The organism is Pseudomonadota bacterium, assembly GCA_039028155.1.
Classification (GTDB): domain Bacteria; phylum Pseudomonadota; class Alphaproteobacteria; order SP197; family SP197; genus JANQGO01.
In genome coordinates this window covers 41,688-67,165 of sequence record JBCCIS010000028.1, presented here as the reverse complement: position 1 = coordinate 67,165, position 25,478 = coordinate 41,688, and the positions used below count along the sequence as shown (strand labels likewise).

At 62.1% G+C, this 25,478-nt stretch carries 25 protein-coding genes and 1 tRNA gene; 9 read left to right on the top strand and 17 right to left on the bottom strand.

Features of this window, described 5'->3' with window-relative positions:
* Window positions 1-128: 128 nt before the first annotated feature.
* The gene (locus tag AAF563_15460) at window positions 129-731 is read right to left on the bottom strand and encodes an urea carboxylase-associated family protein (protein ID MEM7122678.1); all 603 of its coding nucleotides are present in this window, start codon (window positions 729-731) and stop codon (window positions 129-131) included.
* A gap of 139 nt (window positions 732-870) precedes the next feature.
* Between AAF563_15460 and AAF563_15455 the strand changes: the two genes are divergently transcribed.
* On the top strand, window positions 871-1,629 hold the full coding sequence (locus tag AAF563_15455; protein ID MEM7122677.1) for a GNAT family N-acetyltransferase: 759 nt from the start codon (window positions 871-873) through the stop codon (window positions 1,627-1,629).
* Here AAF563_15455 and AAF563_15450 read toward each other — a convergent pair.
* From AAF563_15450 to AAF563_15440, 3 genes are all read right to left on the bottom strand, one after another.
* Complete coding sequence (locus AAF563_15450; protein MEM7122676.1) at window positions 1,605-2,429, bottom strand: class I SAM-dependent methyltransferase; 825 nt, start codon at window positions 2,427-2,429, stop codon at window positions 1,605-1,607. The two genes, AAF563_15455 and AAF563_15450, sit on opposite strands and share 25 nt — an antisense overlap.
* Window positions 2,430-2,433: 4 nt before the next feature.
* Window positions 2,434-3,192, bottom strand: a complete 759-nt coding sequence (locus AAF563_15445) for a serine/threonine protein phosphatase (GenBank protein MEM7122675.1) — start codon at window positions 3,190-3,192, stop codon at window positions 2,434-2,436.
* Window positions 3,193-3,323: 131 nt separating this feature from the next.
* Window positions 3,324-3,413 (bottom strand) — tRNA-Ser (locus AAF563_15440).
* Window positions 3,414-3,718: 305 nt separating this feature from the next.
* On the opposite strand from AAF563_15440, the gene AAF563_15435 reads away from it, so the two are divergent.
* A complete protein-coding gene (locus AAF563_15435; GenBank protein ID MEM7122674.1) occupies window positions 3,719-4,678 on the top strand; it encodes a hypothetical protein in 960 nt (319 codons plus the stop codon).
* 29 nt (window positions 4,679-4,707) lie between these two features.
* Here AAF563_15435 and AAF563_15430 read toward each other — a convergent pair whose 3' ends face one another.
* The 8 genes from AAF563_15430 to AAF563_15395 form a co-directional block, all read right to left on the bottom strand.
* Window positions 4,708-5,394, bottom strand: coding sequence for a putative 2OG-Fe(II) oxygenase (locus AAF563_15430; protein ID MEM7122673.1), 687 nt, complete (start codon window positions 5,392-5,394; stop codon window positions 4,708-4,710).
* 130 nt (window positions 5,395-5,524) lie between these two features.
* A complete protein-coding gene (locus AAF563_15425; GenBank protein MEM7122672.1) occupies window positions 5,525-6,943 on the bottom strand; it encodes an FAD-binding oxidoreductase in 1,419 nt (472 codons plus the stop codon).
* A 1-nt stretch (window position 6,944) separates the two neighbouring features.
* Window positions 6,945-7,136: a hypothetical protein gene (locus AAF563_15420; protein ID MEM7122671.1), complete on the bottom strand. Its 192-nt coding sequence runs from the start codon at window positions 7,134-7,136 to the stop codon at window positions 6,945-6,947.
* A gap of 127 nt (window positions 7,137-7,263) precedes the next feature.
* Window positions 7,264-8,061 carry an SDR family oxidoreductase gene (locus AAF563_15415; GenBank protein ID MEM7122670.1) on the bottom strand — a complete coding sequence of 266 codons (798 nt, stop codon included), beginning with the start codon at window positions 8,059-8,061 and terminating at the stop codon, window positions 7,264-7,266.
* Window positions 8,058-10,229, bottom strand: a complete 2,172-nt coding sequence (locus tag AAF563_15410) for an acetate--CoA ligase family protein (protein ID MEM7122669.1) — start codon at window positions 10,227-10,229, stop codon at window positions 8,058-8,060. Before AAF563_15410 ends, AAF563_15415 begins: the two co-directional genes overlap by 4 nt.
* The gene (locus AAF563_15405) at window positions 10,162-11,412 is read right to left on the bottom strand and encodes a Coenzyme F420 hydrogenase/dehydrogenase, beta subunit C-terminal domain (protein ID MEM7122668.1); all 1,251 of its coding nucleotides are present in this window, start codon (window positions 11,410-11,412) and stop codon (window positions 10,162-10,164) included. Before AAF563_15405 ends, AAF563_15410 begins: the two co-directional genes overlap by 68 nt.
* A gap of 2 nt (window positions 11,413-11,414) precedes the next feature.
* Window positions 11,415-12,587 (bottom strand): acyl-CoA dehydrogenase family protein, encoded by a 1,173-nt coding sequence (locus AAF563_15400; GenBank protein ID MEM7122667.1) that lies wholly within the window; start codon window positions 12,585-12,587, stop codon window positions 11,415-11,417.
* An 88-nt stretch (window positions 12,588-12,675) separates the two neighbouring features.
* Entirely contained in the window at window positions 12,676-13,839 is a 1,164-nt protein-coding gene (locus tag AAF563_15395) for an acyl-CoA dehydrogenase family protein (protein MEM7122666.1), read from the bottom strand.
* A gap of 94 nt (window positions 13,840-13,933) precedes the next feature.
* On the opposite strand from AAF563_15395, the gene AAF563_15390 reads away from it, so the two are divergent.
* Complete coding sequence (locus tag AAF563_15390) at window positions 13,934-14,527, top strand: TetR/AcrR family transcriptional regulator (protein MEM7122665.1); 594 nt, start codon at window positions 13,934-13,936, stop codon at window positions 14,525-14,527.
* Here AAF563_15390 and AAF563_15385 read toward each other — a convergent pair.
* From AAF563_15385 to hydA, 4 genes are read right to left on the bottom strand one after another with little or no spacing between them, the layout of a single operon-like run.
* Complete coding sequence (locus tag AAF563_15385) at window positions 14,515-15,405, bottom strand: alpha/beta hydrolase (GenBank protein MEM7122664.1); 891 nt, start codon at window positions 15,403-15,405, stop codon at window positions 14,515-14,517. The two genes, AAF563_15390 and AAF563_15385, sit on opposite strands and share 13 nt — an antisense overlap.
* A complete protein-coding gene (locus AAF563_15380) occupies window positions 15,402-16,181 on the bottom strand; it encodes a creatininase family protein (GenBank protein ID MEM7122663.1) in 780 nt (259 codons plus the stop codon). Before AAF563_15380 ends, AAF563_15385 begins: the two co-directional genes overlap by 4 nt.
* 45 nt (window positions 16,182-16,226) lie before the next feature.
* Window positions 16,227-16,973 carry a FecR domain-containing protein gene (locus AAF563_15375; GenBank protein ID MEM7122662.1) on the bottom strand — a complete coding sequence of 249 codons (747 nt, stop codon included), beginning with the start codon at window positions 16,971-16,973 and terminating at the stop codon, window positions 16,227-16,229.
* A 57-nt stretch (window positions 16,974-17,030) separates the two neighbouring features.
* Window positions 17,031-18,464 carry a dihydropyrimidinase gene (gene hydA / locus AAF563_15370; GenBank protein ID MEM7122661.1) on the bottom strand — a complete coding sequence of 478 codons (1,434 nt, stop codon included), beginning with the start codon at window positions 18,462-18,464 and terminating at the stop codon, window positions 17,031-17,033.
* A 59-nt stretch (window positions 18,465-18,523) separates the two neighbouring features.
* On the opposite strand from hydA, the gene lysA reads away from it, so the two are divergent.
* Together lysA and AAF563_15360 are read left to right on the top strand one after the other, a co-directional pair.
* Entirely contained in the window at window positions 18,524-19,963 is a 1,440-nt protein-coding gene (lysA, locus tag AAF563_15365; GenBank protein MEM7122660.1) for a diaminopimelate decarboxylase, read from the top strand.
* Between the two features lie 191 nt (window positions 19,964-20,154).
* Window positions 20,155-21,468 (top strand): serine hydrolase, encoded by a 1,314-nt coding sequence (locus tag AAF563_15360; protein MEM7122659.1) that lies wholly within the window; start codon window positions 20,155-20,157, stop codon window positions 21,466-21,468.
* Window positions 21,469-21,496: 28 nt separating this feature from the next.
* Here the strand turns inward: AAF563_15360 and AAF563_15355 are convergent, their stop codons facing one another.
* Window positions 21,497-22,435 (bottom strand): N-carbamoyl-D-amino-acid hydrolase, encoded by a 939-nt coding sequence (locus tag AAF563_15355; GenBank protein ID MEM7122658.1) that lies wholly within the window; start codon window positions 22,433-22,435, stop codon window positions 21,497-21,499.
* An 85-nt stretch (window positions 22,436-22,520) separates the two neighbouring features.
* On the opposite strand from AAF563_15355, the gene AAF563_15350 reads away from it, so the two are divergent.
* From AAF563_15350 to AAF563_15335, 4 genes are all read left to right on the top strand, one after another.
* Window positions 22,521-23,186: an aspartate/glutamate racemase family protein gene (locus AAF563_15350; protein MEM7122657.1), complete on the top strand. Its 666-nt coding sequence runs from the start codon at window positions 22,521-22,523 to the stop codon at window positions 23,184-23,186.
* Between the two features lies 1 nt (window position 23,187).
* Window positions 23,188-23,538 (top strand): hypothetical protein, encoded by a 351-nt coding sequence (locus AAF563_15345; GenBank protein ID MEM7122656.1) that lies wholly within the window; start codon window positions 23,188-23,190, stop codon window positions 23,536-23,538.
* 63 nt (window positions 23,539-23,601) lie between these two features.
* Entirely contained in the window at window positions 23,602-24,501 is a 900-nt protein-coding gene (locus AAF563_15340) for an alpha/beta hydrolase (protein ID MEM7122655.1), read from the top strand.
* Window positions 24,502-24,503: 2 nt separating this feature from the next.
* A complete protein-coding gene (locus AAF563_15335) occupies window positions 24,504-25,394 on the top strand; it encodes an alpha/beta hydrolase (GenBank protein ID MEM7122654.1) in 891 nt (296 codons plus the stop codon).
* The last annotated feature ends 84 nt before the right edge of the window (window positions 25,395-25,478 follow it).

Sequence of the window (25,478 nt, the reverse complement as noted above, 5' to 3'; positions counted from 1 at the left end):
GGCATCACCAGCCCGCTCCCCCGCCCCGCCCCCCATTGCAGCAACCTCGGGGTGGCCGGGCGGGGGAGCGGGCGGGGACCCATTACCTCAAAACGGAAAATGCTCTAGATGGCGCGCCGCGTTGTTGCTCAACCGACCTGGACCTCCAGGTCTGTCGGGCCGGCGTCCGCATTGATCGTCCAGCCTTCGACCTTCAGGTCGAACGGGCATGACGAGACGACACAGATCAGATCCATCAGGGCTTCCATCTCGACATAAGCGCCGGGTGCGACCGGGTTGGGGGGCGACAGCAGGGCGCCTTCGGGGTCAACCAGCGTGTTGGTGAAGAAGTTGACTGGCTGCGGTGTCACGGCGACCGCGTGGCCGCGCTCGTTCATGACGATCGCCAAGTTCTCCGAACAACTGCGATGATGGCCTTCAAAGCCGAACTGTTCGTAGCGTTTCTGATCGCAGGCCGCGATCAGCATATCGTGACAACCTTGCGCCGTGTCACCGGTCAACGTCAGCATTGGCCTGCGAAAGCGCGATAGAAACTGGTCGCCTGGTCGAGGTTTCACGCTGCGCGTCGTTACCCACGTGTGCATGGGCGAAAGCCACTCCGACACGTCCTCAGCGCCATAGGCGAAGAAATCAGCCGCCTGGTGACCATGGGGCGTCGTGACGCGAATCGTCTGGCCGGCGGCCACGTCAACCGCGCGGCCCTCGGCCGCGGGCACTGTCAATGTCGTCATGGCATTCTCGTTCGCTTCATGAACGACTAGCTTCGGGGCACCGGGCGGCGCCGTCAATCCGAACCGGACCACACGGGTTCCCTTGATTGCCGCACCGGTCTGAGGCATGTCTGATCGCCTTTCGTCGACGAGAGGCACTATGGACGAAGAGCCCGCATCCGGGTTGGCCGCCGAACTCGAAGAGATATCGCGCAACGCGTGGCCGGCGCTGCGCCAAACCGAGCGCGACGGCTGGCTTCTGCGCCAAGCGTACGGGCACACCAAACGCGCCAACTCCGTCCACACGCTGTTCCCGGGAAGCACGCCGCTGGTCGAGATGATCGCCTGGGCTGAGACCGCTTATGCCCGCGCCGGCTTAGCGTCAATTTTCCGACTGACGCCACTGTCGCCGGAAGAGTTGGAGGATGAACTCATCGCGCGCGGCTACGACGTCGTCGAACCCAGCCTGGTGAAAGTGACGGACATGCAATCCGCATGGAAGCGTGTCCCGGAAGTCACGCTGAGCGACCTTGATGACGCGGCATGGCTTTCCGCGTTCGCCCAGGCTGGCGGCCTGACCTCCGTCCAGCAAACGATCCTGCGCGCCATGCTGGGAGCGATTGTGCCCAACGCCAGGCTGGCCCGCGTCGAGGAGCATGGCGAAGCCGTTGCCTTCGGCATGGCGGTTGCCGAACGAGGTTATGTGAGCTTCTACGATATGCTGACCCGAAGCGACCACAGGAGGTGCGGCCACGGCCGCAAGATCATGGAGAGCCTGATGGCCTGGGGCAGAGAGGAAGGCGCAGTGCGTGGCGCCCTTCAAGTCGTCGAAGCCAACGCGCCGGCGCGCGCGCTTTATGCATCGTTTGGTTTTCGCACCGTCTACGGCTATCGCTACCGTGTTTTGCGGCCGACATAGACCACGTGTTCGGACCCGCAAGCCCCAACCGTCGTGGTGGCCAAGCGCAGGGCGACCTGCTGCCACGCGGTCCGCGCACCATCATCCAGGGAAAGCAGCGCCGCCTCACTCTGTGCCATGCCGCCTTCGGCGCCAAAGACGCAGATCTCCTCCAGGCCGAAGGCACCCATGTCCGACCCGATCGTGAGGGGGTCGACAAAGCAGGAATCGGTGAAAAACCGATTGTCATCCGCGCCAGGGCTGTGGAGGCCGGTCTCCAAGACCGTGTCGATAGTCGCCTCCATGTCAGCGATCGCCTCCGGATCCGTCTTGAGTTGATAGAAGATTGGCGCGTAACGGGATAGATAGGCGAAGAACCCGACACCGCCTGGTTTCAGCACACGGACCGCTTCGCGAACCGCGCGCTGCCGGTCGTCGTGTTCGAGCAAATGATAGAGTGGGCCCAGGCAAAGGATCAGGTCGTAGGTCTCTGTGTCATGGTCGCGCAGGCAGGTGGCGTCACCCACGTCGGCACTGTGCAGCGTGACGCCCCGCTCGCGCGCCTTGGCCTTGGCGAACGCTATGTTCGCGCTGGAAAGATCGACCAAATCAACACGATGACCATTGGCCGCGAGATCCAGCGCGTACACGCCTGGGCCGCCGCCGATGTCGAGAACGCGCGACGGTCTGGTCAGCACCCGATCGATCATCTGCCGCGTGATCTGGCACTCCAACCAGGACTGCGAGAGCCGGTTCCACTCCCGCGCGGGATTGTCATTGTAAAAGGCCCTGACACGAGCCCTGGATGTGCTGTCGTTCACGGCGTCAGCGGTCCGGCCGGTGATCGCGAAGTTCCAGCTCGCGCATCATCAGCTCCGTGACTTTTCGAAGGCGACCGAGATCGCCGCCCGGCCGCACGCGCAAGATAGCGCGCAACAGCGGCAAAACCCTCACAAACGAGTTAACGAGCGTCTTAAGGTTGTCCAGAACGTCAGGCGGCGAGGCGCTTCGATAGAAGTTGAAGGCGCGAACCGGTGCCTCCGGGGCAAGGCAAGAATGGGTGATCGGAAAGAACAACAGCCAGGCGTCGCGCGCCTGTGCCATGGCAAGCGGCATGACGACTTCGGGCTCTTCTTCAAAGTCGAAGAAACACCAGCGCCTATCATTGACCGACATATCGCGAACATGCGGGCGCCCATGACACAAACCCGCAGCATGAACCTCCGCCAAGACGCCGGCTGTACGACAAAGAAGATCATCGTGGATGGCTTTGTCGCCAACGTCATCCGTCTGGCGGAGCCTGGTCAGCTCATCTTGAAGTGACGGGCCCTCGTGGGACAGGACAAGTGTGGCGTTCTTGCGTGACAAGACCTGCGGTGCACAAAAGCCGGCAGCGGTGAACGCCTCGATCTTGCGCTCCTCGCGCTTGGCGAGCTCCGATGGCGTGGCAAAGCGCGACGCCTTCAAGACCGGCGACGGCATCAACGGGCTGATGGCGGCATGCAGCAGCCGGCCGACGGCTTGACGTTCCACGTCATAGCGTTTGATCCAGACCGCGCGGCCGTCGATCGTCGTATGTACCAAGCGCGCCTTTGGGCGCCCGCTCTGCGTATCCAGATAGGCGTTAACGGCATCAGGTGTCGGAGCGCCGTTAGCGCTCCAATCCAAACCGACCAAAGTGTACACCCCCGCTTCGCACGCCGAAGCCGCGGCGCTGGCGGACGGGGTGGGATTCGAACCCACGAGACGCTTGCACGCCTGGCGGTTTTCAAGACCGCTGCCTTCAACCACTCGGCCACCCGTCCGGCGCCTCCAGCGGATACCTAGCAGCGCTCACCGACCGCGAAAAGTCGAAACTTGCCACCCGTTTTGCGGGCAGCGGCTAGGGGCTTGGCCGAATCACGATTTCGTGGGACTCTTTGGCGGGGGATCACTCGGGGCGCAGAACAGCCGTGTATCGATTAACGACGACCGCGTGTCTTGGAACGCTGCCCGCGGCCTTCTTGTCCAATCCTGGACTTGCACGATGAGGATCGTGGCAGCGCTTGGCATCGTGACCGTGACATTATGCGCGGCTCTTCTTGGGAAACCATCCTATGGGCAGGAGGATGTGGCGGGGGCAGAAGACCTGTGCGTCACACCGCACCTGGCCACCGATATCCGACCCCATGCAGGTGGGCCGCCGGAAGAGGTCACGGTCGGCATGCGCTTGGCCGACCTTCACGAGATCAACGATGTAGCACAGACGTTGACCGGCGATTATCTGGTCGCGGTGTCGTGGTTTGATCCCCGGTTGGCGGATCTGGAGGGCTGCGAAGTTCCCCTCGAGGATGTGTGGAACCCGGGCCTCGTGTTCACCAATTCAGGCCGGCTTTTCACCAGCCGGCCGATGGAGGTGAGCATCGGTGCCGATGGGCATGTACGGTACGTACAGCGATACTTTGGCACCATCGCCAGTTATCACAGCCTGCAGGACTTTCCGTTCGACAGACAAGAGATTGTCATCTCGCTTCTGCCTATCGAAGCATCCGTCGACGAGATCGTACTCGTCGTCGACGAACGGCTGTCCGGTGTATCCGATCGTTTGAACATTTCCGACTGGACGGTCAACAGCGCGACAGGCTCCGTCAATGACCAGTTCGTCGACGCCTATGATCGCCATCACGCGCGATATGACCTGACAATCTCAACGCAGCGTATCTCCGACTACTACGTTTGGAAGGTGTTGCTCCCTCTGGCGTTGATCGTTGCGATGTCGTGGTCCGTGTTCTGGATCAACCCCGCTCACTTCGGCACGCAGATCGGCCTGTCGGCAACGGCGATGTTGACGTTGATCGCCTTTATCTTCGCCACGTCCAATGTCGTGCCGAAGCTCGGCTATTTCACGATCCTGGATCGTCTGATCAACGTCTGCACGATCGTCGTGTTCCTGGCGCTTATCCAGTCGCTGACGACCACCTATCTGGTCGCCAAGGATCGCGTGGCGCTGGCCGGCCGAATCGATCAGATCTGCCGTGTCGCCTTCCCGCTGATGTTCGCGATCCTGGTGCTGGTCGTCTTGAAATTCTAGAAAGGTGGGACGTCAGAGAAGCGGCGGCGTCACCAACTGACGTTCTTCCAGTTCGTCACAGGCGGCAGGATCTTCTCGGAATTCGTAACGGTCTTGGTCAGAAAGACCGTGTCACATGCAATCGAGATACGCGGCGCGTTTTGCCGCCCCGGACGAACACCGTGCATCATGTGCGAGGGAAAGATCACCATGTCGTCTTCCTCCACCTCGATCGATGCGTTGATCGCCGATAGCGGATTGCGGGGATCGATCTTGCCGTTGATCAGTCCCTCGCGAAACAAACCACGGATCGGTTCGTTCTGGTGCGCCTCGGTGGCGAAGGTGATGCTGGCGCTGCCTTCCGGCAACGATACGTAGTATGCGATCGAAAGCGCCGAACTGGTATGCCTGTGCTGTGAGATCGACTCGTTGGCCAGCCCGTAGGTGCCCCAACTGCGCGTGATGAAGACATCGAGGTCATCACCGGCAAAGCCGAGTTGGCCCATGTATGCCTTCAGGTGCTTGGAATACTGTTGGGTGAGCGGCTGGAACTCGTCGGCGAGGTGGAGGGAGAGCTTTCCATGCATGCCACCGACCCATGACTCATTGGGGCTGTGCGGGTCCTTGCTGGTCCCCTTTTGCTGGTCGGCAATGATCGACGCGAACAGTTTGCGTGTCTTGTCATCCAGGCCGACCTTTTCCTTGTAGACGGTCAGCGGGAAGAAGTTGACTAGCATGGAAAACCTCTGATTGGCCCGATGGTTAGGGGCTGTTCTTGAGGTTCAAAGTAGTCTCACGAACCCGTGATGTCCATTTAAAGCTAGGCCTAACCGCAATCTTGTGACGGCTGACACCCGAGGAGCGCGCTCAGGTCGGCTTGTAGCTATGTGGCTTGAACTTGAGGAGGCCGCGCGTGATCGGGCCGACATCCCGGCCTTCGTGATCAAACCGGTCTTTGCGCGCGATTGCGGCACGAACCATGTGGGCGCCGACATAACGCAGCGGTTCGGGAGGAAAGCCGCCCGGCACCGGCCTGACCAAACCGCCTTGCGACCAGGCGTCGTCGGTCTCGAGCGCCAGGGACGCCAGAATGCGGCTGCCAAGCTTCGAAAACACGATCCCAGCGCCGGAATAGCCGTAGCCATAGAGAATATCGGGTGCGGCCGCCAAGGCGCCGAACATGGGAAGCCCATCACGTGTGCGGTCGATCGGTCCCGCCCAGGTGCCGGCAACCGTTTGATCAGCCAGGCCGGGGTAGGGCGCGCGAAGAACATCGCGCAGGAACCCCAGCGGGCGCGAGATGCTCTTGAGGCAAGGGTCAAGCCTGGCGCCATAGGGCATGGCGCCGCCGGACTTGGTCCACATCACCTGTCCGTTCCGGGTGGTCCGATAGGCCTCGACAAAGGTCCGCGAATCCATCAGCGCGGGCCCGTCTCGCCATCCCAGGTCATCCAGGGCGCCGGGCACCGGCGCCGTCATCGCCGCATCCGTACAGATCACCATGATGCTCGACCGCAACTCACGCACGCCCAGTGACCAGGCATAGAGGGCAAGGATGACCTTGTCGGCCGTCACCGTGCCGCGCGGCGTCACCACAGCAGGCGGGCTGTCGCGCTTGAGCCGGATCATCGGGGATTTCTCAAAGATCCTGATGCCTTGCTCGATGGCGACGCGACGGAGTCCCCTGGCCAACATGGCGGGCTGGATCGTGGCGGCCGATTGATCGAGCACACCGGCGACATGAGCCGTCGTCCCCGTCATCGCCGCGATTTCGTCACCGTCAACGCGCTTGAAGTGGTGTACCTGGTGACGCTCCAAGCTTTCCAGCATCGGTTCCCAATGGCCGGATTGTGCTTCGCATGTCGCGCCCCAGATCGCGCCTTGCCGGTCGAACTGGGTATCGATGTCATGGTCCCGGCTGAACGACCCAATGGCGCTTAGGTCTTCGTCGCTGGCGCGGCACAGGCGGAGTGCCTCCTCGGTACCATAAAGTCTGGCGAGCAGAGGAAACTGCAGCCAGATCGAGAGCGCGTAGCCGGCATTGGCGCCGCTGCCGCCGGAGCCGCACAGATCCTTCTCCAGGACAACAATGTCGAGGCCGGGGTCTCGCGCCTTAAGCTCCAACGCCGTCCAAAGGCCCGTGTAGCCACCGCCGACGATACAGATGTCGGCGCGCAGCGAACCGTCCAGCGGTGTGACGTGTCCGCCGCCCTCATGCGCCAGGGCGTCGTTGAGCCAGACACTGGACGTCGCGTCCTTCTCGACCACACCCTGCGAGGCGCTCATGTCATTGGCTGCGGGACTGCACAAGGCAGGATTTGCCGCGCCCGGCGAGGTTGGGAGTCGTCGACTCAGGCGACAGGTACTGCGCGCAGACATTGCTGCGGTAGTACTTGCGGTCGGATGCCGAGAAGGCATTGGGAAAACTGCAGGCGCCAACCAGCACGGCCAGCGACAGCACAAAGGCCACCTGTTTCATCAACGTCACAACCCCTCGACCTATGGCTACACGACCGTTGCCTGCATTGCAGGCAGGTCGGGTTTCGTCAATACAAATGCCTGGGCGCGGTGCTCTGGCGGGTGTCCGGCTGTCGCTGACGTCCAAACTAGGTAAAGCGGCGCCCCGCGAGCTGACCGCCGCCGTCGACCGGCAGCAGGATTCCGGTGATCCAGTCGCCAGCCGGCGACAGAAGAAACGCGACCGCATAGGCGGTCTCGTGGGGTTCGCCCCATCGCGGCACCGGCATCTTCGCGATGACGCGATCGCCACTCATGGCGTCGTCATACTGGGCCACAGCTTCGGTCTTGACCGGACCGGGACCGACCGCGTTCACCAGGATGCCGTGCTCACCCCATTCCAATGCCAGGGTCTGGGTCATGTTGACAACGGCAGCCCGCGCCGCGGCCGCGTGGGCGAAATAGGGCATCGCCTGGGTATGGGCGAAGACGATGTTGACGATGCGTCCGGCCTTGCTAGCTGCCATGACATGCGTGGCAAACCCGTGGCACATCTGCCAGGTCCCCTGGACGTTCAGGTCCATCACGGCGCGAAAGCCATTGGGTGTGATATCGGCAGCCTTGGCGCCAAACTGACCACCGGCGTTGTTGACGAGAAAATCAGGCAACCCCTGTTCCTCGCAAAGCCGAGGCCAGAAGGCCGCGACCGCATCGCTGTCACGAATGTTGAGGCCGTACCACGTTGCGTCGACACCGCCGCGCGTCAGATCGTCGGCTGCCGAAGCAAGACGTTCCTCACTGCGTGCCGCGATGGTGATCTTGGCACCCAATCGGCCCAACTCGCGGGCGATGGCCAGGCCAATGCCCGTGCCACCGCCGGTGACCAAGGCATGTTGGCCTGCGAAGAGGCCGGGCCGGAAGACCTCAGGCGCGTCCGGGATGGTCAAAACTGGTCGCCCGTGGTCACCAGCAACGCGTCAACGGCGACCACGCCGTGGCCGGCGGCACGGACCAGGAGCGGGTTGATGTCGAGTTCGACGACGTCTGGGCCGCGCGTCTCGACATGGCGAGCCAAGGCCAGAATGGCGTCGACGAGCGCATCGACATCGCCAGGCGGACGGCCGCGGAAGCCATGCAGAAGTGGTGCAGTTTTGAGTGCTTCGATGGTCGCTTTGATCTCGTTACGGCTTGTCGGCAGCAGCAGATGACGGACGTCACGCACCAATTCAGTGAAGATCCCGCCGGCGCCGATCAGGAGCGAAACGCCGAAAAGGGGATCGCGCCGCAGACCGACAATAAGCTCCGCCACGGCGTCGCCGACCATGGACTCGACAAGAAAACCCTCGACCCCCGGAATGTCGTTACCCATCGCCTGCGCCACGTTTGTCACCGTTGTGGCATCGTTCAGGCCAAGCGCGACGGCACCGACATCGGACTTGTGGCGCAGGCTGCGTCCGGCTGCTTTCAGCGCGACCGGAAAGCCGATCGCTGTCGCCGCCGCGCCCGCGGTGCGGGCGTCACCAGCAAACCGGCCGTCCGGCGTCGCGATTCCGGCTTCTCGCAACCACGCCTTGCTCGCCCACTCATCATGGACCGTCGTTTCGTTGGCCGTGCGCGGACCATCCAAGAGCCTTGGCTCCACGCCACCACTTTCGCGCATGGCATTCCAGCGTGGAACATGCGCCGCGATACGGCCGAAGGCAGCGAGACCGTCCTCGATCCCTTGAAGGGGCACGACATCGTTGGCGATCAGTTCGTCGCGCACGTCCTGCGGCAAGCCTTCCGCCAGATTGGAGATGACGTAACAGGGCAGGTCGGTCTTGGCCTTCACATCGATCATGGCGTTGATCGCGGGCATGTAGGTGTTCTTGTGGACCGCGCGCGGAAAGTTGATGACCAGTGCAGCGGCGTCCGTCGGCTGCTGCAGCAGGGTCAGCAACGACGTTGCCTGGGCTTCACGATCGTTCCACTGCACCATCGTCACGTCGACCGGGTTCATCGGTGTCGCGATGGGCGGAATGACAGACCGCAACGCCTCTTTGGCCGCGCCTTCGGGTTGCGGCAGGTCGATGCCGTATCGTTCGGCAAGGTCGGCGCAGTAACCTGAATCCGTTCCAGAGCATGTCTCGATGGATAAGCGGTTCCCGCACGGTTCCGCATCCAGGGCCAAGATCTTGACGGCTTCCAGTAACTCGGAAAACGATCCGACGCTGATGATGCCCAAACGGTCGAACAAGGCGCGATAGAGCTCCGGCGCGCCTGCCATCGACCCGGTGTGGCTAAGTGCGATTTGCCGTCCGGTTTCCGAGATGCCGGCCTTCAGGGCGACAATGGGGATACCCTTATTGAACGCCTTGGCCGCTGCCGCGGAAAAGGCGCGTGCATCGGTGATGGCCTCCACATAAATCACGATCGCGGAGACACGGGGGTCATCGGCCACCACATCGATGTAATCGGCCATGTCCAACACCGCCTGATTTCCGATGCTGAGCAGGTAACCAACGGGCAACGAGCGATCGCTACCGACGATGTTGATGGTGATCGTGCCACTTTGCGCGATGACGGCTATGCCGCGCTCCCACTCTTCGAAACCGTGGTTCCCGATCGCCGCGGGCACCCGGTCGAAGTAGTTGATGACACCGATGCAATTGGGTCCGACCAGGGCCGTGGCATCGCCGGCGGCGGCGATCAAGTCATCCTGCAGACGCCCTTCATCAATCTCGGCGAAGCCGGCGGTGTAGCAGACAACGGCTGGCACACCCATGGCGGCGAGCTTCGCCGTCGCAGCAACAGCGCGTTCAGGGCTGAGCGCGATGAACGCTGCATCGGGCGTGGCAGGCAAGTCTTCAAGGGAAGGCAGGCACTTGATCCCGGCGATGTCCTCATAGTTCGGATTGACGACCCAGACCTGGCCCCCAAAACCGATCTCCTGGCAGTAACGCACGCCGCCGCGCATCGCCGAACCACCAATGAACACGAGGCTCTCGGCGTTCAGCAACCGCTTGAGGTTGGCGCGGCGAACCGCGCGCGCATCCGTCACGGCGGGATCAGTGGAGTAGTTCACGGTTGACGCCTTTTCGAATGCGCTCGCGCGTACCAGCTCGGTTTTGCTCATGAAACTCGCTGTCACGCTGCGCCGCCGCCTCATCCAGGCGGACGTTACGAAACACGGGGCCGACGCCGCCCTCGTCCGCGATCGCCTGCAGCCGCGCATTCATGCCGTCTTTCTTGACGGACTGGTGGGGCTGGCACTCATGCAGGGCGGCCATGTCGCTAGCCTCGACCGTCACGGCACCCGCATCGATCGCCTCCTGCATCAACGCATCGCCCTTCAGCGTGCGACTAATGAAAAGGCTGTAGCCGCCCCATTCCTCCTCGGTCGGACCACCGCCGGGCCAGGCGTCGGAAATCGAGATGTCGGTCATCTCGCCGGTCGGGTCGGGGCAGATCTTGCAACGGAACTGGTGGGTCCAGCCGTGCGGCCCGTACCAGAACTCAAGATACGGTTCATCGAAGATGTCGCCATCCTTGGTCACCGCGCGCGTCGGGCCGGGACAGCCGAAACCGCGATACCGGAAGAGCGAGAGGTTGTCTTCGCCGCCGGGCACGCCCTGGCGGTCAAGCATCCAACGCGAGCACTGCAAATCGGCAAAGGTGCCGCACGAAAACGCCATCGTATACTTCACGAGTTCATCGACGCGCGGGTCGACCTTGCGCATGTTGTGCACGCCGGAGATATCACAGGGCTTACCGATCACCGCGAACGGTTTGCCTTTGTCGAGTTGAGCGGTGAAGTCGATCAAAGGTGAGGAGGGGCCATAGCGTGACCCCGCGCCTTCAAGAACCTGCGCGCGGTCGAACGACAGGTGGCGTTCAGTCCGCATCGGCTTTTCCTTCGACGCCGCGACATGCAGCACAAAGTCGACCTTGTTTGTTTCCAGGAGGAAGATGCCGAGCGCTGTCAGCGCACCACCGGAGGATGCGATGTGGTGGATTTCCGGGTCGCTTGCATGTCCCTTCCAAACGCGATGCCACGGCCCGAACGACGCATCGACTTTGACGTCGGCGCCATGACGATCCGGCACGACAGGTTCGTCGATCAGAGCGCCCGGGCAGGCCGCCAGGATGGCCCGCTCGGTCTCGTCGTCGAGAGCGGTTTTGATACGTGGTCGCAAGCGACCGGGCGGGTCGACCATGGTCATCTCGACCCGGTCGCCGCCGGCAATCGATTGGCAAAGACCGCATCCGACACACAGGCCATTCTCGACGATATCTTTCAGTGACTGCGGACGGTTCATGCTCAATCCCACAGGCTATAGCGACCAAGGCCACGCTTGGCGACCATGCGGCCGATAATGTCTCGCTGCACCTCGGAGGTGCCTTCCCAGATACGTTCGACGCGGACATCGCGGTAGAGACGCTCGACCGGGTTTTTGCGCATGTACCCGCGACCGCCCAGGACCTGGACGGCGCTATCGACCACCTTGCCGGCCTGTTCGGAGCAGAACAGCTTGGCCGCACTCGCCTGGGCGTGGGCGGTCTTACGATCGACGCCCCGGTCGATATCAGCAGCCAAGCGATAGACCATGCTCTGCATGGCATAGATTGCGACCGCCATATCCGCAATCATGAATCGAATGGCTTGAAAATCCTGAATCCTCTGGCCGAACTGCTCGCGCTCCCCGGCGTAGGCATTGGCGACGAGAGCCGCACGCCGGGACTGACCGATGCAGTGGGCACAGATTTCCAGGCGAGCCTCGACGAACCAGTCTTTGGTCAGTTCGTATCCCTGACCGACTTCGCCCAGGATCTCGTCGGCGCCCACCTCGACCTCGTCGAACGCCATCATTGGATGACCGAAGACGTAGTTGTGGGTGAAAGTCGGCAGCTCCTTGATGCTGACACCTTCACGCGCTGTCGGGATCAGGAACAGCGTCGGCTGGTCGGGATCGTCATCGACATGGGCATGGACGATCTGGACCTGGGAGACGTCGGCGGAGGTCGCGAACCACTTCTCGCCCGTCACGACAAAGCCATTGCCCTTGCGCATGGCCTTTGTCTTCACTTGGCGGGGGTCGGACCCGGCGCCTTCTTCAGTCACCAAAAAGGCCGAACGGATCTTGCCCGCGCACATCGGACGCAGATAGCGGTCTATCTGTTCCTTGGTGCCATGCTGCAGCGGCACATGAGGGAACGGGAGCAAAGCAAAGAGGCCGTTGGTCGCGCGACCTATCTCCTCGTGGACCAGGATCTGCTGGAGGACTGAAAACTCCTGGCCGCCATGCTCTTTCTTGATGTTGATCGCCGAGAGGCCGCAGTCAACTGCGGCGTCGCGCACATGCTGTGTTTCCGCCCAGCTCCAATGGCCGCCTCGTTCCTCAGTCGCATCCTCCAGCGGGATAAGATGATTGTCCGTAAACTCGGCGGCGCGACGGCGGATGTCACGGTCGGTATCGTTGAAGAATTCGTCCATGGAGGGGAGGGTCCGAAACGGTGTTGTTGCCGGTGGTATGGGAGGACAGCGCTGCCCCGCCGTCAATCAAAGTTACGATAGGTCATGGTCAATCCCAGCCGACATACATGTCGAGGCCGCGCTTGGCGATCTGCCCGCCCATGATGACCTTCTGGACCTCGGACGTGCCCTCCCAGATGCGCTCCAGGCGGACATCACGGTAGAGCCGCTCGACCGGGTTCTCGCACATGGTGCCGCGACCGCCGAAGATCTGGACAGCCTTGTCGACGACCCGCCAGCCGGTCTCTGAACAGAAGAGCTTGATGGCACTCGCCTTGGCATGGGCCTGCTTGCGGTCAAGGCCGGCGTCGATCTCAGACGCCACGCGGTAAAGCATGCTCTTGCCGGCCATGATCTCTGTCGCCATCTCGGCAATCATGAACTCGATCGCTTGAAACCCGATGATCTTCTGGCCGAACTGTTCGCGCTCATTGGCCCAGTCGTTCGCCAGTTCCGTCGCGCGCACAGCCATACCGATGCTCCGCGCCGCGATCGCCAACCGCGCCTCGACAAACCAGTCCTTGGTCAACTCGAACCCCTGACCGACCTCGCCCAGGATCTGAGTCGCCGGCACCTTCATGTCGCGAATAGAGAGCTCAGGGTGGCCGTGGCCGGATCGCTGCGAAAAACGGGGCAGGCGGGCGATATTGAAACCGTCGGTTCCCTTGTCGATTAGGAACAGGGTGGGTTTCGACGAGTCGCCGTCGACGATGGTCGTGAGCAGCGACAGATCGGCAAACTCGGCATTGCTGGCAAAACACTTCTCGCCGTTGATGACGTACTGATTGCCGTCGGCGACCGCGTTGGTCTCGATGCCTGCGGCGTCGGACCCTGATCCCGGTTCGGAGGTACAGAAAGCGGTAGAGAGTTCACCCGCGCAAGCCGGGATCAGGTACTTTTCGATCTGCTCGGGCGTGCCGTCCTTCAGACACATCGGCGGCTGCCAGACGCGTCCCCACAAGGCGCCCGTCGATTGGCCGACCTCTTCGTTGACGATGCATTGCTGCACAATCGTCATACCCTGGCCGCCGTGCTCGCGGCTGTGGTTGATGGCGTTCAGCCCGTGATCGCGCACGCCTTCGCGGATGGTTGCCTCCTGCTCCGGCGCCAGGCGTTCGAATTCATCAAGCTCTTCTTCCACGGGGAAGAGATAGACTCTCGTTAAGGCGCGGGCGCGCTCACGAACATCCAGGTCGTCTTTGCTGAGTGCCATGTCCATGAGAGGGCTCCCGTGTCATCTCCGCATTGCGATTCGCGACAAAATCTATAATATAATCTCCATTATGTAACCGAGATTCTGTAACATCATGCCCCGTCTTGTCGACCACGACCAACGCCGCGAAACCATTGCGGCCGCTGCCTGCAAAGCAATCGCCCGCCAGGGGATCGATGCGGTGACGTTGGGCGATATTGGCGATCAGGCTGATTGCACGACGGGCGCCATTACCCACTACTTTGCCGACAAGGATGCCGTGTTGCTGGCAGCGCTTGATCTGGTCATTAAGCGCCTCAACGACCGTATGGCGCGCGCAATCGAGCACGATCCGGTCGACCTGCGCGCGTTCCTGGCCGAATCGCTGCCGATCCGCCGGGAGAGCAGGGAAGGCATCAAGGTCTGGTACAGTTTCTGGACGCGCACCTTCTCAAGTGCCGCGCTGACCAGGCGCCAGCGTGACATGCACATCCGCTGGTATGATCGCCTTGTCGAACGGCTAACCCTGGTGGCGGATGCCGACCGCCTGAAGCCAGATGTCGACATTGCGTTCGAAGCCGAAACCATCGCCGCTTTGGTCAATGGCATCGGATTGCGGTCTGTTCTCGATGCCAAGGAATGGCCTGCCGAACGCCAGCTCGCCCATCTCGACGCCTATCTCGACAAGATCCTCGTTCAGCCGTCCTGATGGGCCATGACGAAGGCCCGCGCGAGCTCGGCGATAAAGCGGGGCCGTTCCAGCACCATCATATGCGTCGTACCGGCGACCTCGACGAAGTCGAAACCGCCGGCATGGGCGAGGTCGCGGGCGGTCAGGGCAGGCGGTACGCCATCACGCATATCGTCGCCGCCCGCCAACATCATGATCGGGCAGGCGACGGTGTCGAGCCGCTGCCACAATCCGTCATCGCGGTTCGTCGCATAGAATTGCGCCTCGACCGCAGGCGCACACGCCAGCCGCAGACCATCGCCGTCCGGGACCAAAAGCGAGGCCGCCAGCGCTTCGGTCGAGCCCGGTGCAAAGCGAGAGAACTGTTTGCGCCCGGCATATTTCTCGACGAGTTCGCCGACCGATCCAAACGTCGCCTGGCGTTTGAGTGTCCGCTCAGCAAGGCCTTGCCGACCCTGATCGAAAGCGGCGTGGGCGGGATGGTCAGGTGGTGGCATGGCGGGCGGTTCCATCAAGAAGAGCCCGGCAAACCAGCCGGGATCGATCGCTTCCAACCGCAGTGCGGTCAGGCCGGAATAGGAATGGAAGACACCCCATAGCGGCCTTTCGCCCCAGGTTTCCTTGATCGCGCGAACGACCGACTTCGTGTCCTCCATGACACGCGGGCCGTCGATACTCTCCGGCGTCACCGGCGAGCTGCGGCCATGGCCGCGCAGGTCCATCAGGACCAGGTCGCAAACTGGCTCAAGGTGGCGCCACATGGGGCAGAAACCATCGACGGCAAATCCCACACCGTGACCGACCAAAAGGCGCGGGCCGGAGGTGTTGCCGCACCGGCGGACCATGAGCTCTGTGCCGTCATCGGCCACAACCCGAAGGTCAGATGCCGTGCTCAATCAGTGATCTCGTAGTCCGCCATGTCGGCAAGGCGAAGGGCGAGCTCGCCGGCGAAATGCTCGACAAGCGCGCGGCCTTTTTCCGCCGTGGCGGCCGTCGCATCACCGACGGCACCCTGTGGGTTGATATCTTGCGCCTTCCAACCGATACCGGTGCGACCGCCATGGCCCATGCGCCGCATGGAAGAGGCCAGGCCGCGCATGCGATTCGGGAAGTCAGTGACCGCCTCATGCCGTACGAGGTCCGGGTGCAAGTGCAGCATGATCGATGTTTCGACGTCGCCGCCGTGGATACCGTAGGCAAGCTCGTCGGGGGCTATCAAGCCTTCCGGACAACCGAACGAAAAGTAGGTGACACGCCCCACCACCATGCCCAACTCAACCCGCAACCGCTTGGCGACAATGTCGACGACCTGCGGTTGCCCGCCATGGGCATTGAAGATCATCATCTTGCGCAAGCCCGCAGCGTAAACCGACCGGCCCAGTTCGATCCACGAGGCGATCAACGTCTCGGCCTGCTGACTCAGCGTTCCCGCGAAATCAGCGTGTTCCAGGCTGTCGCCGACGGCCTGTGTCGGCAGCGCAAGGACGTTGACACTGTCGTCGACGGCCTCAAGCGCCGCCGTCACGATCCCATCGGCGATCATGCTGTCGGTGCCAAGCGGCAGGTGAGGGCCGTGCTGCTCGATTGCGCCGACCGGCAGCAAGGCGATCGTTCGCGCTGCATCGAGCGCGGCGAAGTCAGTTGTCGCCAGTTCAGCCCAGCGATGCGTCATCGAAACCGTCGACAGCACGCAAGTATCGACCCAAGGCCACTCATGCTACGTGTTGCCACTGCTGGAGCCGCTGCTGCTCGAGCTGCCGCTGCTGCTGTCGCCGCTATCACCATCGCCGCCAATCCCGTCGCGTCCTTCGCCCGCGCCGCCGCCAAGGTTCCGGGTGCCTCTGGTGCCTGTCGGCAAATCCGTGGTCGCGAAGGCGGGTAGGCCGTTGCTCAAGATCACGGTGGGTACGCCGGGCTCACCAGTCGCCGTCTGACCGGCATTGACATCAACCGTTTCGCCTCCGGCCGTCGGCGTTGCCGTGGCTATGCCATCCAACACGGCGAGATCGGTCTTACCGTTCTGCGCAACCTGCACGACGATATCCGTCCCACGCAGTCCAATTGCGAGGCCGGGTGTGCGGATCAGAACGGTCTGCTTGTCGATGTCGCCGGAGATTAGATGGTAGAGCCCGCCTGTGAAGTCCGCGACCAGGCTGTCGGACGCGTTGGGATCATAGACAAAGTTATCGAGCACCAGGACCGTGCTCTCACCAATCGCCAGGGTCGTGCCATCGACAAACGTCATGTGCACATAGGCATTCGTTACGGTCTCGATGGTCTCATCGGTGAAGACCTGATGACCGCGGAAGATGGAATCGCGTGCGCCGCCGGGCGGCGTGCTATAGGCCCAGACCTCTACCAGATCGACATTGCCGATACTCTCCGGCGCTTGCGCCTGTGCCGTGCCCGCCAACACCATCAGGCAAACACCCAGCCACAGCGTGCGCCCAAGACTGATACTCACGTTACAACTCCGATTGTTCCCCGTCTGCGCTCGCCACCATGCTAACAGTTTGGCGCGTCACGTCGACCGTGCGGAGAATGATTGAATCGCCGAGGACGCGCCACGTTTGAGGTACCGCCCGCGGCCGGGCTCACCATGGACCGTACCGTCCCGCCACACGATCTCGCCGCGCGACAGGGTCAGAACCGGCCAGCCCGTCACATCAAAGCCCTCATACGGCGTATAGTCGGCGGCATCATGCAGCATCGCATGGCGAATGGTCACGCGACGGTCGGGGTCCCAAAGAACAATGTCGGCGTCGCTACCGATCGCGATGGTGCCCTTCTGTGGGTAAAGCCCATAGAGCTTCGCCGCGTTGGTCGCGGTCAGCGCGACAAAGTGGTTAAGATCAATCCGGCCCTTGTTCACGCCTTCCGAGAACATCAAGGGCAGGCGCACCTCGATGCCCGGTATGCCCGGGCTGATTTTGTGGAAATGAAGCTCTCCGGCTGACTCGATCCGACCGCCAGGCCCCTCCATGCGAAAAGGGCTGTGATCCGACGAGACCAATTGAAAGGTGCCATTCTTCAGGCCACGCCACAGATGGTCGGGATTGCCTGGATCACGGGGCGGGGGCGAGCAGACATACTTGGCGCCCTCCCAGCCCTCACGTTTGAAGTCCTCCTCAGACAGGAAGAGGTACTGTGGACAGGTTTCCGCATAGACCGGCAGGCCACGCGATTGCGCCCAGGCGATCTGCTCCATCGCTTGGGCCGATGAGACGTGAACAATGAAGACGGGTGTCTCGACAATCTCGGCCAGACTGATAGCGCGATGGGTCGCCTCTCGCTCGACGACCGGTCCGTGCGCGATGGAGAAAGAGGCCGGCTCCGTTCGACCCGCGCGCTCAAGTTGCTCGGCGAGCCATCGGATGCAATGGTCGTTTTCCGCATGCACCATGACAAAGCCGCCGTGACGCTTTGCCGTCGCCAGCACGTTCAGTATCTCGCCGTCGTCGAGGCAGAAGTCGTCATAGGTCATGAAGACCTTGAAAGACGTGTAGCCATCATGCAGCAGCCCGGGCAGTTCCTGGCCCAGAACCTGTTCGTTGGCGTCGGTCACGATCATGTGGAAGCTGTAGTCGATCAGCGACTTGCCGTGGGCCCTGGCGTGATAGTCGTCGACCGCTTGACGCAGGGTATGACCGGGCAATTGGTTCGCGAACGGAATGAATGTCGTCGTGCCGCCGCACGCCGCCGCGACGGAGCCCGACGCGAAGTCGTCGGCCAAAACCGCGCCGCCGTAGATCGGCTCGTCGATATGACAATGGGCTTCGACGCCGCCAGGTAGGACCAACTTGCCAGTCGCGTCGATTACAGTCTCGGCTTGCGATGCCGGGAGGTTATCGGCCAGCGCGGCAATGCGGCCGCCAAGCACACCGATATCCGCGACATGGGTGTCGCTTGCCGTTACCACGGTCCCGTCCTTGACGATCAGGTCAAAATCGGCCATCCGGCTCCTCCCGCCACGCCATACCTACCATACACGGCAGAGTTGCCGAAGGGAGGCCGATGATGAAAGACGCATTCAACCTGAACCCCTGGTCCGAACCTGGATTCCTGGAGGATGGCGGCGGTCACCTGCATATGGATGGCGTCGATCTGGTGGCGATCGCCGAAGAACACGGCTCGCCCCTGTTTGTCTATTCCGAGCGACGGCTGCGCCGAAACGCCAGGCGGCTGAACGCGGCATTTCGCGATCACCATGAGAACGCCAGCGTCTGCTTTGCAAGCAAGGCCTGCGCCAATCTGACCGTACTCCGCCTGATGGCGGAGGAGGGGGTGGCGATCGAGGTCAATTCCGGCGGCGAGATCGCCAAGGCGAAACACGCCGGCCTGACCGCCGACCGCATGGTGTTCAACGGTGTCGCCAAGTCCCGGCAAGAAATCGCCGATGCACTGGATCCGCCGATCAAGGCAATCAACGTGGATTCCGTCCACGAGCTCGAACGTATCGTCGAGGTGGCAAAGGCGCGCGGCGTGCGGGCCAACGTCGCGTTGCGCGCGGTGCCCCATGTCGAGGGCGGGTCCACAGCGGGCATCGAGACCGGCTCGACGCGTTCGAAGTTTGGCATGGTCGAGGACGAAGTCACTCGTTGCCTGGAAATCGCCGACAATCATCCGGACGAAGTCGCGATTGCCGGACTGCACGTCCACATCGGCTCCCAGATGACGGACATCGGCCTTTATGTCGCCGCGGCCAAGGTCGTGGCAGAGAAGGCGGCGGCCATCAAGGCGCGCTTTGGCGACGACTTCCGCCACGTCAATATCGGCGGTGGGTTCCCGATCAGCTACGTGAAGTACAATGACCAATCGCCGGACATCGGATACTTCCACAGCGACCTCGAACCGAGTGACATCGCGGCCAAGGTCGTGCCGGTGCTGGAAGACAAACTGGGGGCGGATGTCGAGATCCTGACCGAACCGGGCAGGGCTATGACAAGCGACAGCGCGCTCCTCCTGACCCGGATAGAGGGCATGAAGCGGCGCGACGGCACGACCTGGCTCTATCTGGATGCCGGCTACAACATCATCCCTGAGTCAGCATTTGGCTGGTACTTTCACATGGTGACCGCCAACCGGACCGGCGATACGGACACCCAGCGGTTCCGCGTTGTCGGGCCGCTGTGCGACTCCATCGACGTCTATTTCGATATGGAGGGCGAGGCGAAGGTCCAGGCACTGGTCGACGCGAAACCGGACTGGGCGGGCGACCGCGCGCTGCTCGAAGACAAACTCGTCCACATACCAGGCTACCGCGAGTTGCCGGCATCGACGACCAGCGGCGACATCCTTGCGCTCCTCGATACCGGCGCCTACCAGATGGAACTCACCAACCATTATTGTGGGCGGCCACGCCCTGGTGCGGTGATGGTTTGCGAGGACGGTTCGGTCAAGACGATCCGTCGCGCGGAGACGCCGGCCGATCTGTGGCGAGGCGAAGAGGGTTAAGGCGCCGTTGCGACATTGAATCTGTCAATGACAGCCGTGCGGACGCCCTCGTGTCATCGCGCGAAAACCGTCATCGTGACGGGTTACATGGCGTAAAGGCTTTTTGCTGCTGGAGCAGACCCGATTGTGACACGATGGCGTATAGACGTGCGCAAAGAAAAATGGACCACGCGCCAGAAAGGAGTCCTCCCATGCATCACCCTGGTCGATGCCTAACGCTTGTCGTGCTCGTCGTGATGGCTTTCCAGGTGCATGTCTCATTCGCGGAAGACGACGTTATGGTCGGCGTGCCCGCGGCGCCCGAAACCCAGGTAACGTTGATGAACCAGGCCTTGCCGCCGTTCTCGCGCTGGGGTTTCCGCAACATGAGCGTGCAGCCGGCCGTCATGGTTCCGCGTTCAGGACCGATCTATGAGATTCCGTATGGCGAGCCGATCGAGATTGAATTGCTGACGTTCGAGCACGACGGACAAACCATGACGGTTCTGGAAGCGCTCGAGGCGGAGAACACCGACGGGTTTCTCGTCATTAAGGACGGCGCGATCGTCTACGAACGGTACTTCGGCGACTTCACGGAACACAGCCACCACTTGTGGGCCTCATCGACTAAGTCCCTGGTTTCGATGGCCGTGGGTATCCTGATTGAAGAAGGGAAGATCGATCCAGAGGCCAAGGTCCCGACCTATGTTCCGGAACTCGCCGAAGGCGCCTTTGCCGACCTAACCGTAGGCGAGGTCCTCAACATGGTGAGCGCAATCGATTACTCCGAGGACTATGCCAACCTGACCCCGGGCTCCGTCCACTATGAGTACTTTCGACGTATCGGCCTGACGCCGGCTTTTGACCTGATGCAGATTGATCCGGCAGAAGATGGAACGCCGCGAGGAACCCTTGAGTTTCTTCCCGAGTTTCAATCAAATCCCGATCTCGAACCCAGCTACAGGTTTGAGTACCACTCACCGAATGTCGACGTCATCGGCTGGATTATAGCCCGCGTGAGCGGCACGCCACTGAACGACTTTGTTGCAGCCAACATCTGGTCGAAGATCGGCGCTGAGCATGATGCATTTTTCACGACCGATCTCGCCTTCGTGCCTGTCGCCACCGGTGGCTTTAACTCAACACTGCGCGACTTCGCCCGCTTCGGACTTGCTGTCTTGGATGACGGGACACTGAACGGCGTACGGATCTTCCCAGCTGCCTATACACATGCGATCCCGGCGGCCAGTGATGATGAGCTGTTGTTTACCGATCGCTCGGCTTACAAGGCAGACGGTTCGGCGTTTTTCGATGATCTCTTGCAGGCCTACCGGAACTTCTGGTGGATCCACGACCGCGATCTCGGTGTTTTCACGGCCCGCGGTGTGTTCGGTCAGGTTCTCTACGTTGACCGCAACACGAACACGGTTATCGCAACGTTCTCCAGCGCGCCGACGGCCTCGAATGCGGCGCGGCCCGAGAACCATGCCAAAATGGCGGCCATGAAAATGATCGCGGAGATGTAGGTTGTTCGTAGTCGGACGCCGTCGGGCCTCAGACTGGCGGCGGTTCGGCGCCCGTGCGTTCGACGATCAGTCTGTAGTGCTGGGGCTGGCGGTGATTGGCGAAGTTGAAGGTATCGTTCTTGTATTCACGGGCGGCGTCCAGATTACATTTGTGGACGATGACCTCATCCTCGATCGAACCGCACTGCGCGACGATTTCGCCTGATGGCGCGACGATGCAGCTTTGGCCGACCATGTTGAAACCTTCTTCGTTGCCGCACTTCGCGACACCCACCGCCCAGGTCGCGTTCTGATAACAGCCGGCCTGGAACACCAAGTGATTGTGGAACGGCTCCAGCGCATCAAGGTCATAGGGGTCGCCCAGACCGACCGGCGTGTTGTAGCCGCAGAACACCATCTCCACGCCCTGCAAGCCCATCACGCGCCACGTTTCCGGCCAGCGCCGGTCATTGCAGATGCACATGCCGACGATGCTGTCGAAAGCGCGGAACACCGGAAAGCCAAGATCGCCGACTTCGAAATAGCGTTTCTCCAGGTGCTGGCCCGGGCGGTCCAGAACCTCGGCATGGCCGGGTATGTGTATCTTGCGGAACTTGCCGGCAATCTCGCCGGCCTTGTCGACGATGATCGCGGTGTTGTAGCGGTGTTTTGTGCCATCGGCATCGAAAGCCAGTTCGGCATAACCCAGATGGAACCCGATACCGAGTTTCTTGGCTTCGTCGAACAGCGGCTGCGTCGCGGCGTTCGGCATGTCACGTTCGTACCAGCTGTCGATCTCGTCCTCGTCATCAATCGCCCAGCGCGGAAAAAACGTGGTCAGTGTCAACTCCGGATAGACCACAACGTCGGCGCCCCAGTCCGCCGCCTCGCGCATCATCTCCAAGAGGCGCGCCACGACCTTCTGACGTGCCTCGTCGCGCGCGATCGGTCCCACCTGAGCCGCTGCCACCTTAATCGTCCGCGTCATTCCATCCTCCTCGACCATACTGTTCGCAGGCGGCCATCGTGGCATACTCTGGCACTTGTCGAGAAGGCCGCAGGCGGAAAAGTCCATGGGCGAGCGGGTCATTGTCATCAATCCGAACAGCGACCGCGCTGTGACCGCGGCGATGAGCCGCAACCTCGACAGCCTACGATTTTCTGGCGGTCCCGAGATCTGCTGTGAGACATTGGAAGACGCACCGGCCGGCATCGAAACCGCACGCCACGCCGATCAGGTCGTGGGCCCGCTCTGCGATCTCATCGCGCGCGAGGACGAGCGGGCCAGCGCCTTCGTCATCGCTTGTTTTGGCGATCCCGGCTTGGCGTCCGCGCGAGAGACTACGCAGAAACCGGTCATTGGCATCTGTGAGGGCGGCGTTACGGTGGCGCTAAACCACGGAGAACACTACGGTATCTTGACCAATATGCCCGCTGACATTGGCCCGGGGCTACGCCAGATCCGCGGTCTCGGCCTGGATGCCCGGCTTGCCGGGATCGAGGCATGCGGGATTGCCGTAACCGAGCTCAACGACACTCAGCGCGCACAATCGGAACTCACCGCCGCCGCCCAACGCTTAAAGGACCGTGGCGCAGATGTCGTTATACTTGGCTGCGCCGGCATGGTGCCTTACGCGTCCGGCGTCGAGCAGGCCGTCGAGGTAAGAACGATCGACCCGGTACACGCCGCGACCGGTATCGCCATGACAGCGGCACGTTCGTTCCAAGCGGGAAGCTGATGTGACGGCAACAGAGGCCACGCGCGTACGCCTGACGCACAAAGTGCTGCTCGGCCACGGGGGAACGGTGTCGACGCTGTTGACGCGCAAGACGGCGGAGGCGAACGGAGGTTTGGTGCTCTACCCCTTCAATCGGGAAGCGTTGCTGGCCGGCCCGCAACAAAAGCTGCCAGCTACCGAGGTTTCGACTGTGACAATCTTTGACGATCCCCCGCAACATTCTGACACAGAATTTGCCACCTGGTCCGTCGCACCGGTCCGCGCAATCGCGCGGTGTCAAAACAGCCTTGTGGCGTCAATGCCTACTGTCACCGACCACCACGTCGCGATTGTCGATCATGACGGTCCCTGAAGACCGATCATGGTTAACGATGGCGCACCGACATCATCGAGGCCCTGTCGTGGGGTTGATGTCTTGACGAGCAAGCAGATGAAGACCTTTGTCGCGGCGCTCTATGGCGAGCAGGCCAAGACGCCGCCCGACCAGTCCCTTAAGGACATACGAGACCAGTACGAAGAGTTCGGTCGCATGTTCCCGATCGCCAAGGGTGTCTCAACGACGGATACGATCGCCGGCGGTGTTCCCGCCCAATGGCTGACTGCTGGCAACGCCCGTCAAGACAGCGTGCTTCTGTACCTGCACGGCGGCGGCTACGTCTCGGGTTCCATCTCGACCCATATCGGCATGACGTCACGTCTGTCGGGCGCGGCGAAAGCCAAGGTGTTGGCGCTCGACTATCGCCTGGCTCCCGAACACCCTTTCCCCGCCGCCGTCGAAGACGCCGTCGCGGCCTATCGCTGGTTACGCGACGAAGGCTATGACACCAGCCGTCTTGCCGTAGCGGGAGACTCCGCGGGCGGCGGACTGACGGTCGCCTTGTTGTTGGCGCTACGCCGCGAAGGCTTGCCGCAACCGGCTTGCGCCATTCCGATCTCGCCGTGGGTCGACCTTGATGGCAGCGGCGCGTGGCGCCAAGCCGACCCAGCTTGCGATCCAATCTGCGATGCCGCGGCGCTGAGCGATTTCGCTGCCGACTATGTCAAAGGTGGTGATCTGCATAACCCACTGGCGTCACCCATCTTGGGCGACCTGACAGGCCTGCCGCCGCTCCTGATCCAGGTTGGCAGTCTGGAAATTCTGCTCAGCGATGCGACAAGGCTCGCCGATCGCGCCACGGCAGCCGGCGTCGACACGACCTTGGAAATCGAGGATGGCGCCCCTCACGTCTGGCACCACGCCGTTCCCTTGCTGCCGGAAGCCATGGCGGCCATCGACCGGATCGGCACCTTTGTTCAACAACACACGGACGATTGACTATGCCGAGCGCTGAACTCGAACGCTACAAGAAGATCCTGGCCGAGGCTGTGCTGCCGGAGGATGCGACCATGGCCGAGCGAAGGGCGTCTTACGACGAACTGGGCGACGCTTTCCCGGGCGACGAAACCGTGGCGGCCGAGCGCGCAGCGCTGGGCGGCGTGCCCGGGTGGCGGTTCGATCCACCCAACGCCGATCCCGAACGCGCCATTCTTTATTTCCACGGCGGCGGCTATGCCATGGGCTCGACGAAGAGCCACATCATGATCGTCACGCGCCTGGCTGCGGCGGCGGGATGCCGGCTCCACTTCCCGGAGTACCGCCTGGCGCCGGAACACCTGTTTCCCGCCGCTATCGACGACTGCGTCGAGGCCTACCGTGCGCTCTCGCAGGAGGTGGGCGAGAGCGTACGCATCGCCGTCGCCGGTGATTCGGCCGGTGGGGGCCTGGTCTTCGCCGTCATGTTGCGTCTGCGCGATGAAGGCCTGCCGCTGCCCGCGTGCGCGGTCGCCATATCGCCTTGGTGTGACATGGAAGGTCAGGGCACGTGGCGTGCCGGCGATCCCAATCGCGATGTCTTCTTGAGCGTCGAGGAGCTGGAGGCATTCGTCGAGACGTATCTCAATGGCGAGAACCTGCGTCATCCTCATGTCGCCCCCCATTACGGCGATCTCTCAGGTCTGCCGCCTGTCTTGATCCAGGTCGGCGATACCGAGTTGCTGCTAGACGACTCGCACGCTCTGGCGAACGGCATGACGACCGCCGGCGGCACGGTCGTCCTGGAGATCGAAGAGGGGGCGCCACACGTTTGGCATCATCTGGCACCGGAGGTGCCGGAAGCCAACGCGGCACTGACACGCGCCGGCGCGTTCATCACGCAGCATGCTGGTTAGAGCATTAGCGGCCAGGAGGGGGAGCGGGCCGGCACAGATTCCGAGATAACGGAAAATGCTCTAGCTAGCGGCCAAAAAAGTTGC

Excerpts from the sequence above, each read along its gene's own strand:
- AAF563_15460 (MEM7122678.1), bottom strand. The coding sequence starts at position 731 with ATGACGACATTGACAGTGCCCGCGGCCGAGGGCCGCGCGGTTGACGTG.
- AAF563_15455 (MEM7122677.1), top strand. The coding sequence starts at position 871 with ATGGACGAAGAGCCCGCATCCGGGTTGGCCGCCGAACTCGAAGAGATA.
- AAF563_15430 (MEM7122673.1), bottom strand. The coding sequence starts at position 5,394 with ATGCTAGTCAACTTCTTCCCGCTGACCGTCTACAAGGAAAAGGTCGGC.
- AAF563_15425 (MEM7122672.1), bottom strand. The coding sequence starts at position 6,943 with ATGAGCGCCTCGCAGGGTGTGGTCGAGAAGGACGCGACGTCCAGTGTC.
- AAF563_15420 (MEM7122671.1), bottom strand. The coding sequence starts at position 7,136 with ATGAAACAGGTGGCCTTTGTGCTGTCGCTGGCCGTGCTGGTTGGCGCC.
- AAF563_15410 (MEM7122669.1), bottom strand. The coding sequence starts at position 10,229 with ATGAGCAAAACCGAGCTGGTACGCGCGAGCGCATTCGAAAAGGCGTCA.
- AAF563_15405 (MEM7122668.1), bottom strand. The coding sequence starts at position 11,412 with ATGAACCGTCCGCAGTCACTGAAAGATATCGTCGAGAATGGCCTGTGT.
- AAF563_15400 (MEM7122667.1), bottom strand. The coding sequence starts at position 12,587 with ATGGACGAATTCTTCAACGATACCGACCGTGACATCCGCCGTCGCGCC.
- AAF563_15395 (MEM7122666.1), bottom strand. The coding sequence starts at position 13,839 with ATGGCACTCAGCAAAGACGACCTGGATGTTCGTGAGCGCGCCCGCGCC.
- AAF563_15390 (MEM7122665.1), top strand. The coding sequence starts at position 13,934 with ATGCCCCGTCTTGTCGACCACGACCAACGCCGCGAAACCATTGCGGCC.
- AAF563_15380 (MEM7122663.1), bottom strand. The coding sequence starts at position 16,181 with ATGACGCATCGCTGGGCTGAACTGGCGACAACTGACTTCGCCGCGCTC.
- hydA (MEM7122661.1), bottom strand. The coding sequence starts at position 18,464 with ATGGCCGATTTTGACCTGATCGTCAAGGACGGGACCGTGGTAACGGCA.
- lysA (MEM7122660.1), top strand. The coding sequence starts at position 18,524 with ATGATGAAAGACGCATTCAACCTGAACCCCTGGTCCGAACCTGGATTC.
- AAF563_15360 (MEM7122659.1), top strand. The coding sequence starts at position 20,155 with ATGCATCACCCTGGTCGATGCCTAACGCTTGTCGTGCTCGTCGTGATG.
- AAF563_15355 (MEM7122658.1), bottom strand. The coding sequence starts at position 22,435 with ATGACGCGGACGATTAAGGTGGCAGCGGCTCAGGTGGGACCGATCGCG.
- AAF563_15350 (MEM7122657.1), top strand. The coding sequence starts at position 22,521 with ATGGGCGAGCGGGTCATTGTCATCAATCCGAACAGCGACCGCGCTGTG.
- AAF563_15335 (MEM7122654.1), top strand. The coding sequence starts at position 24,504 with ATGCCGAGCGCTGAACTCGAACGCTACAAGAAGATCCTGGCCGAGGCT.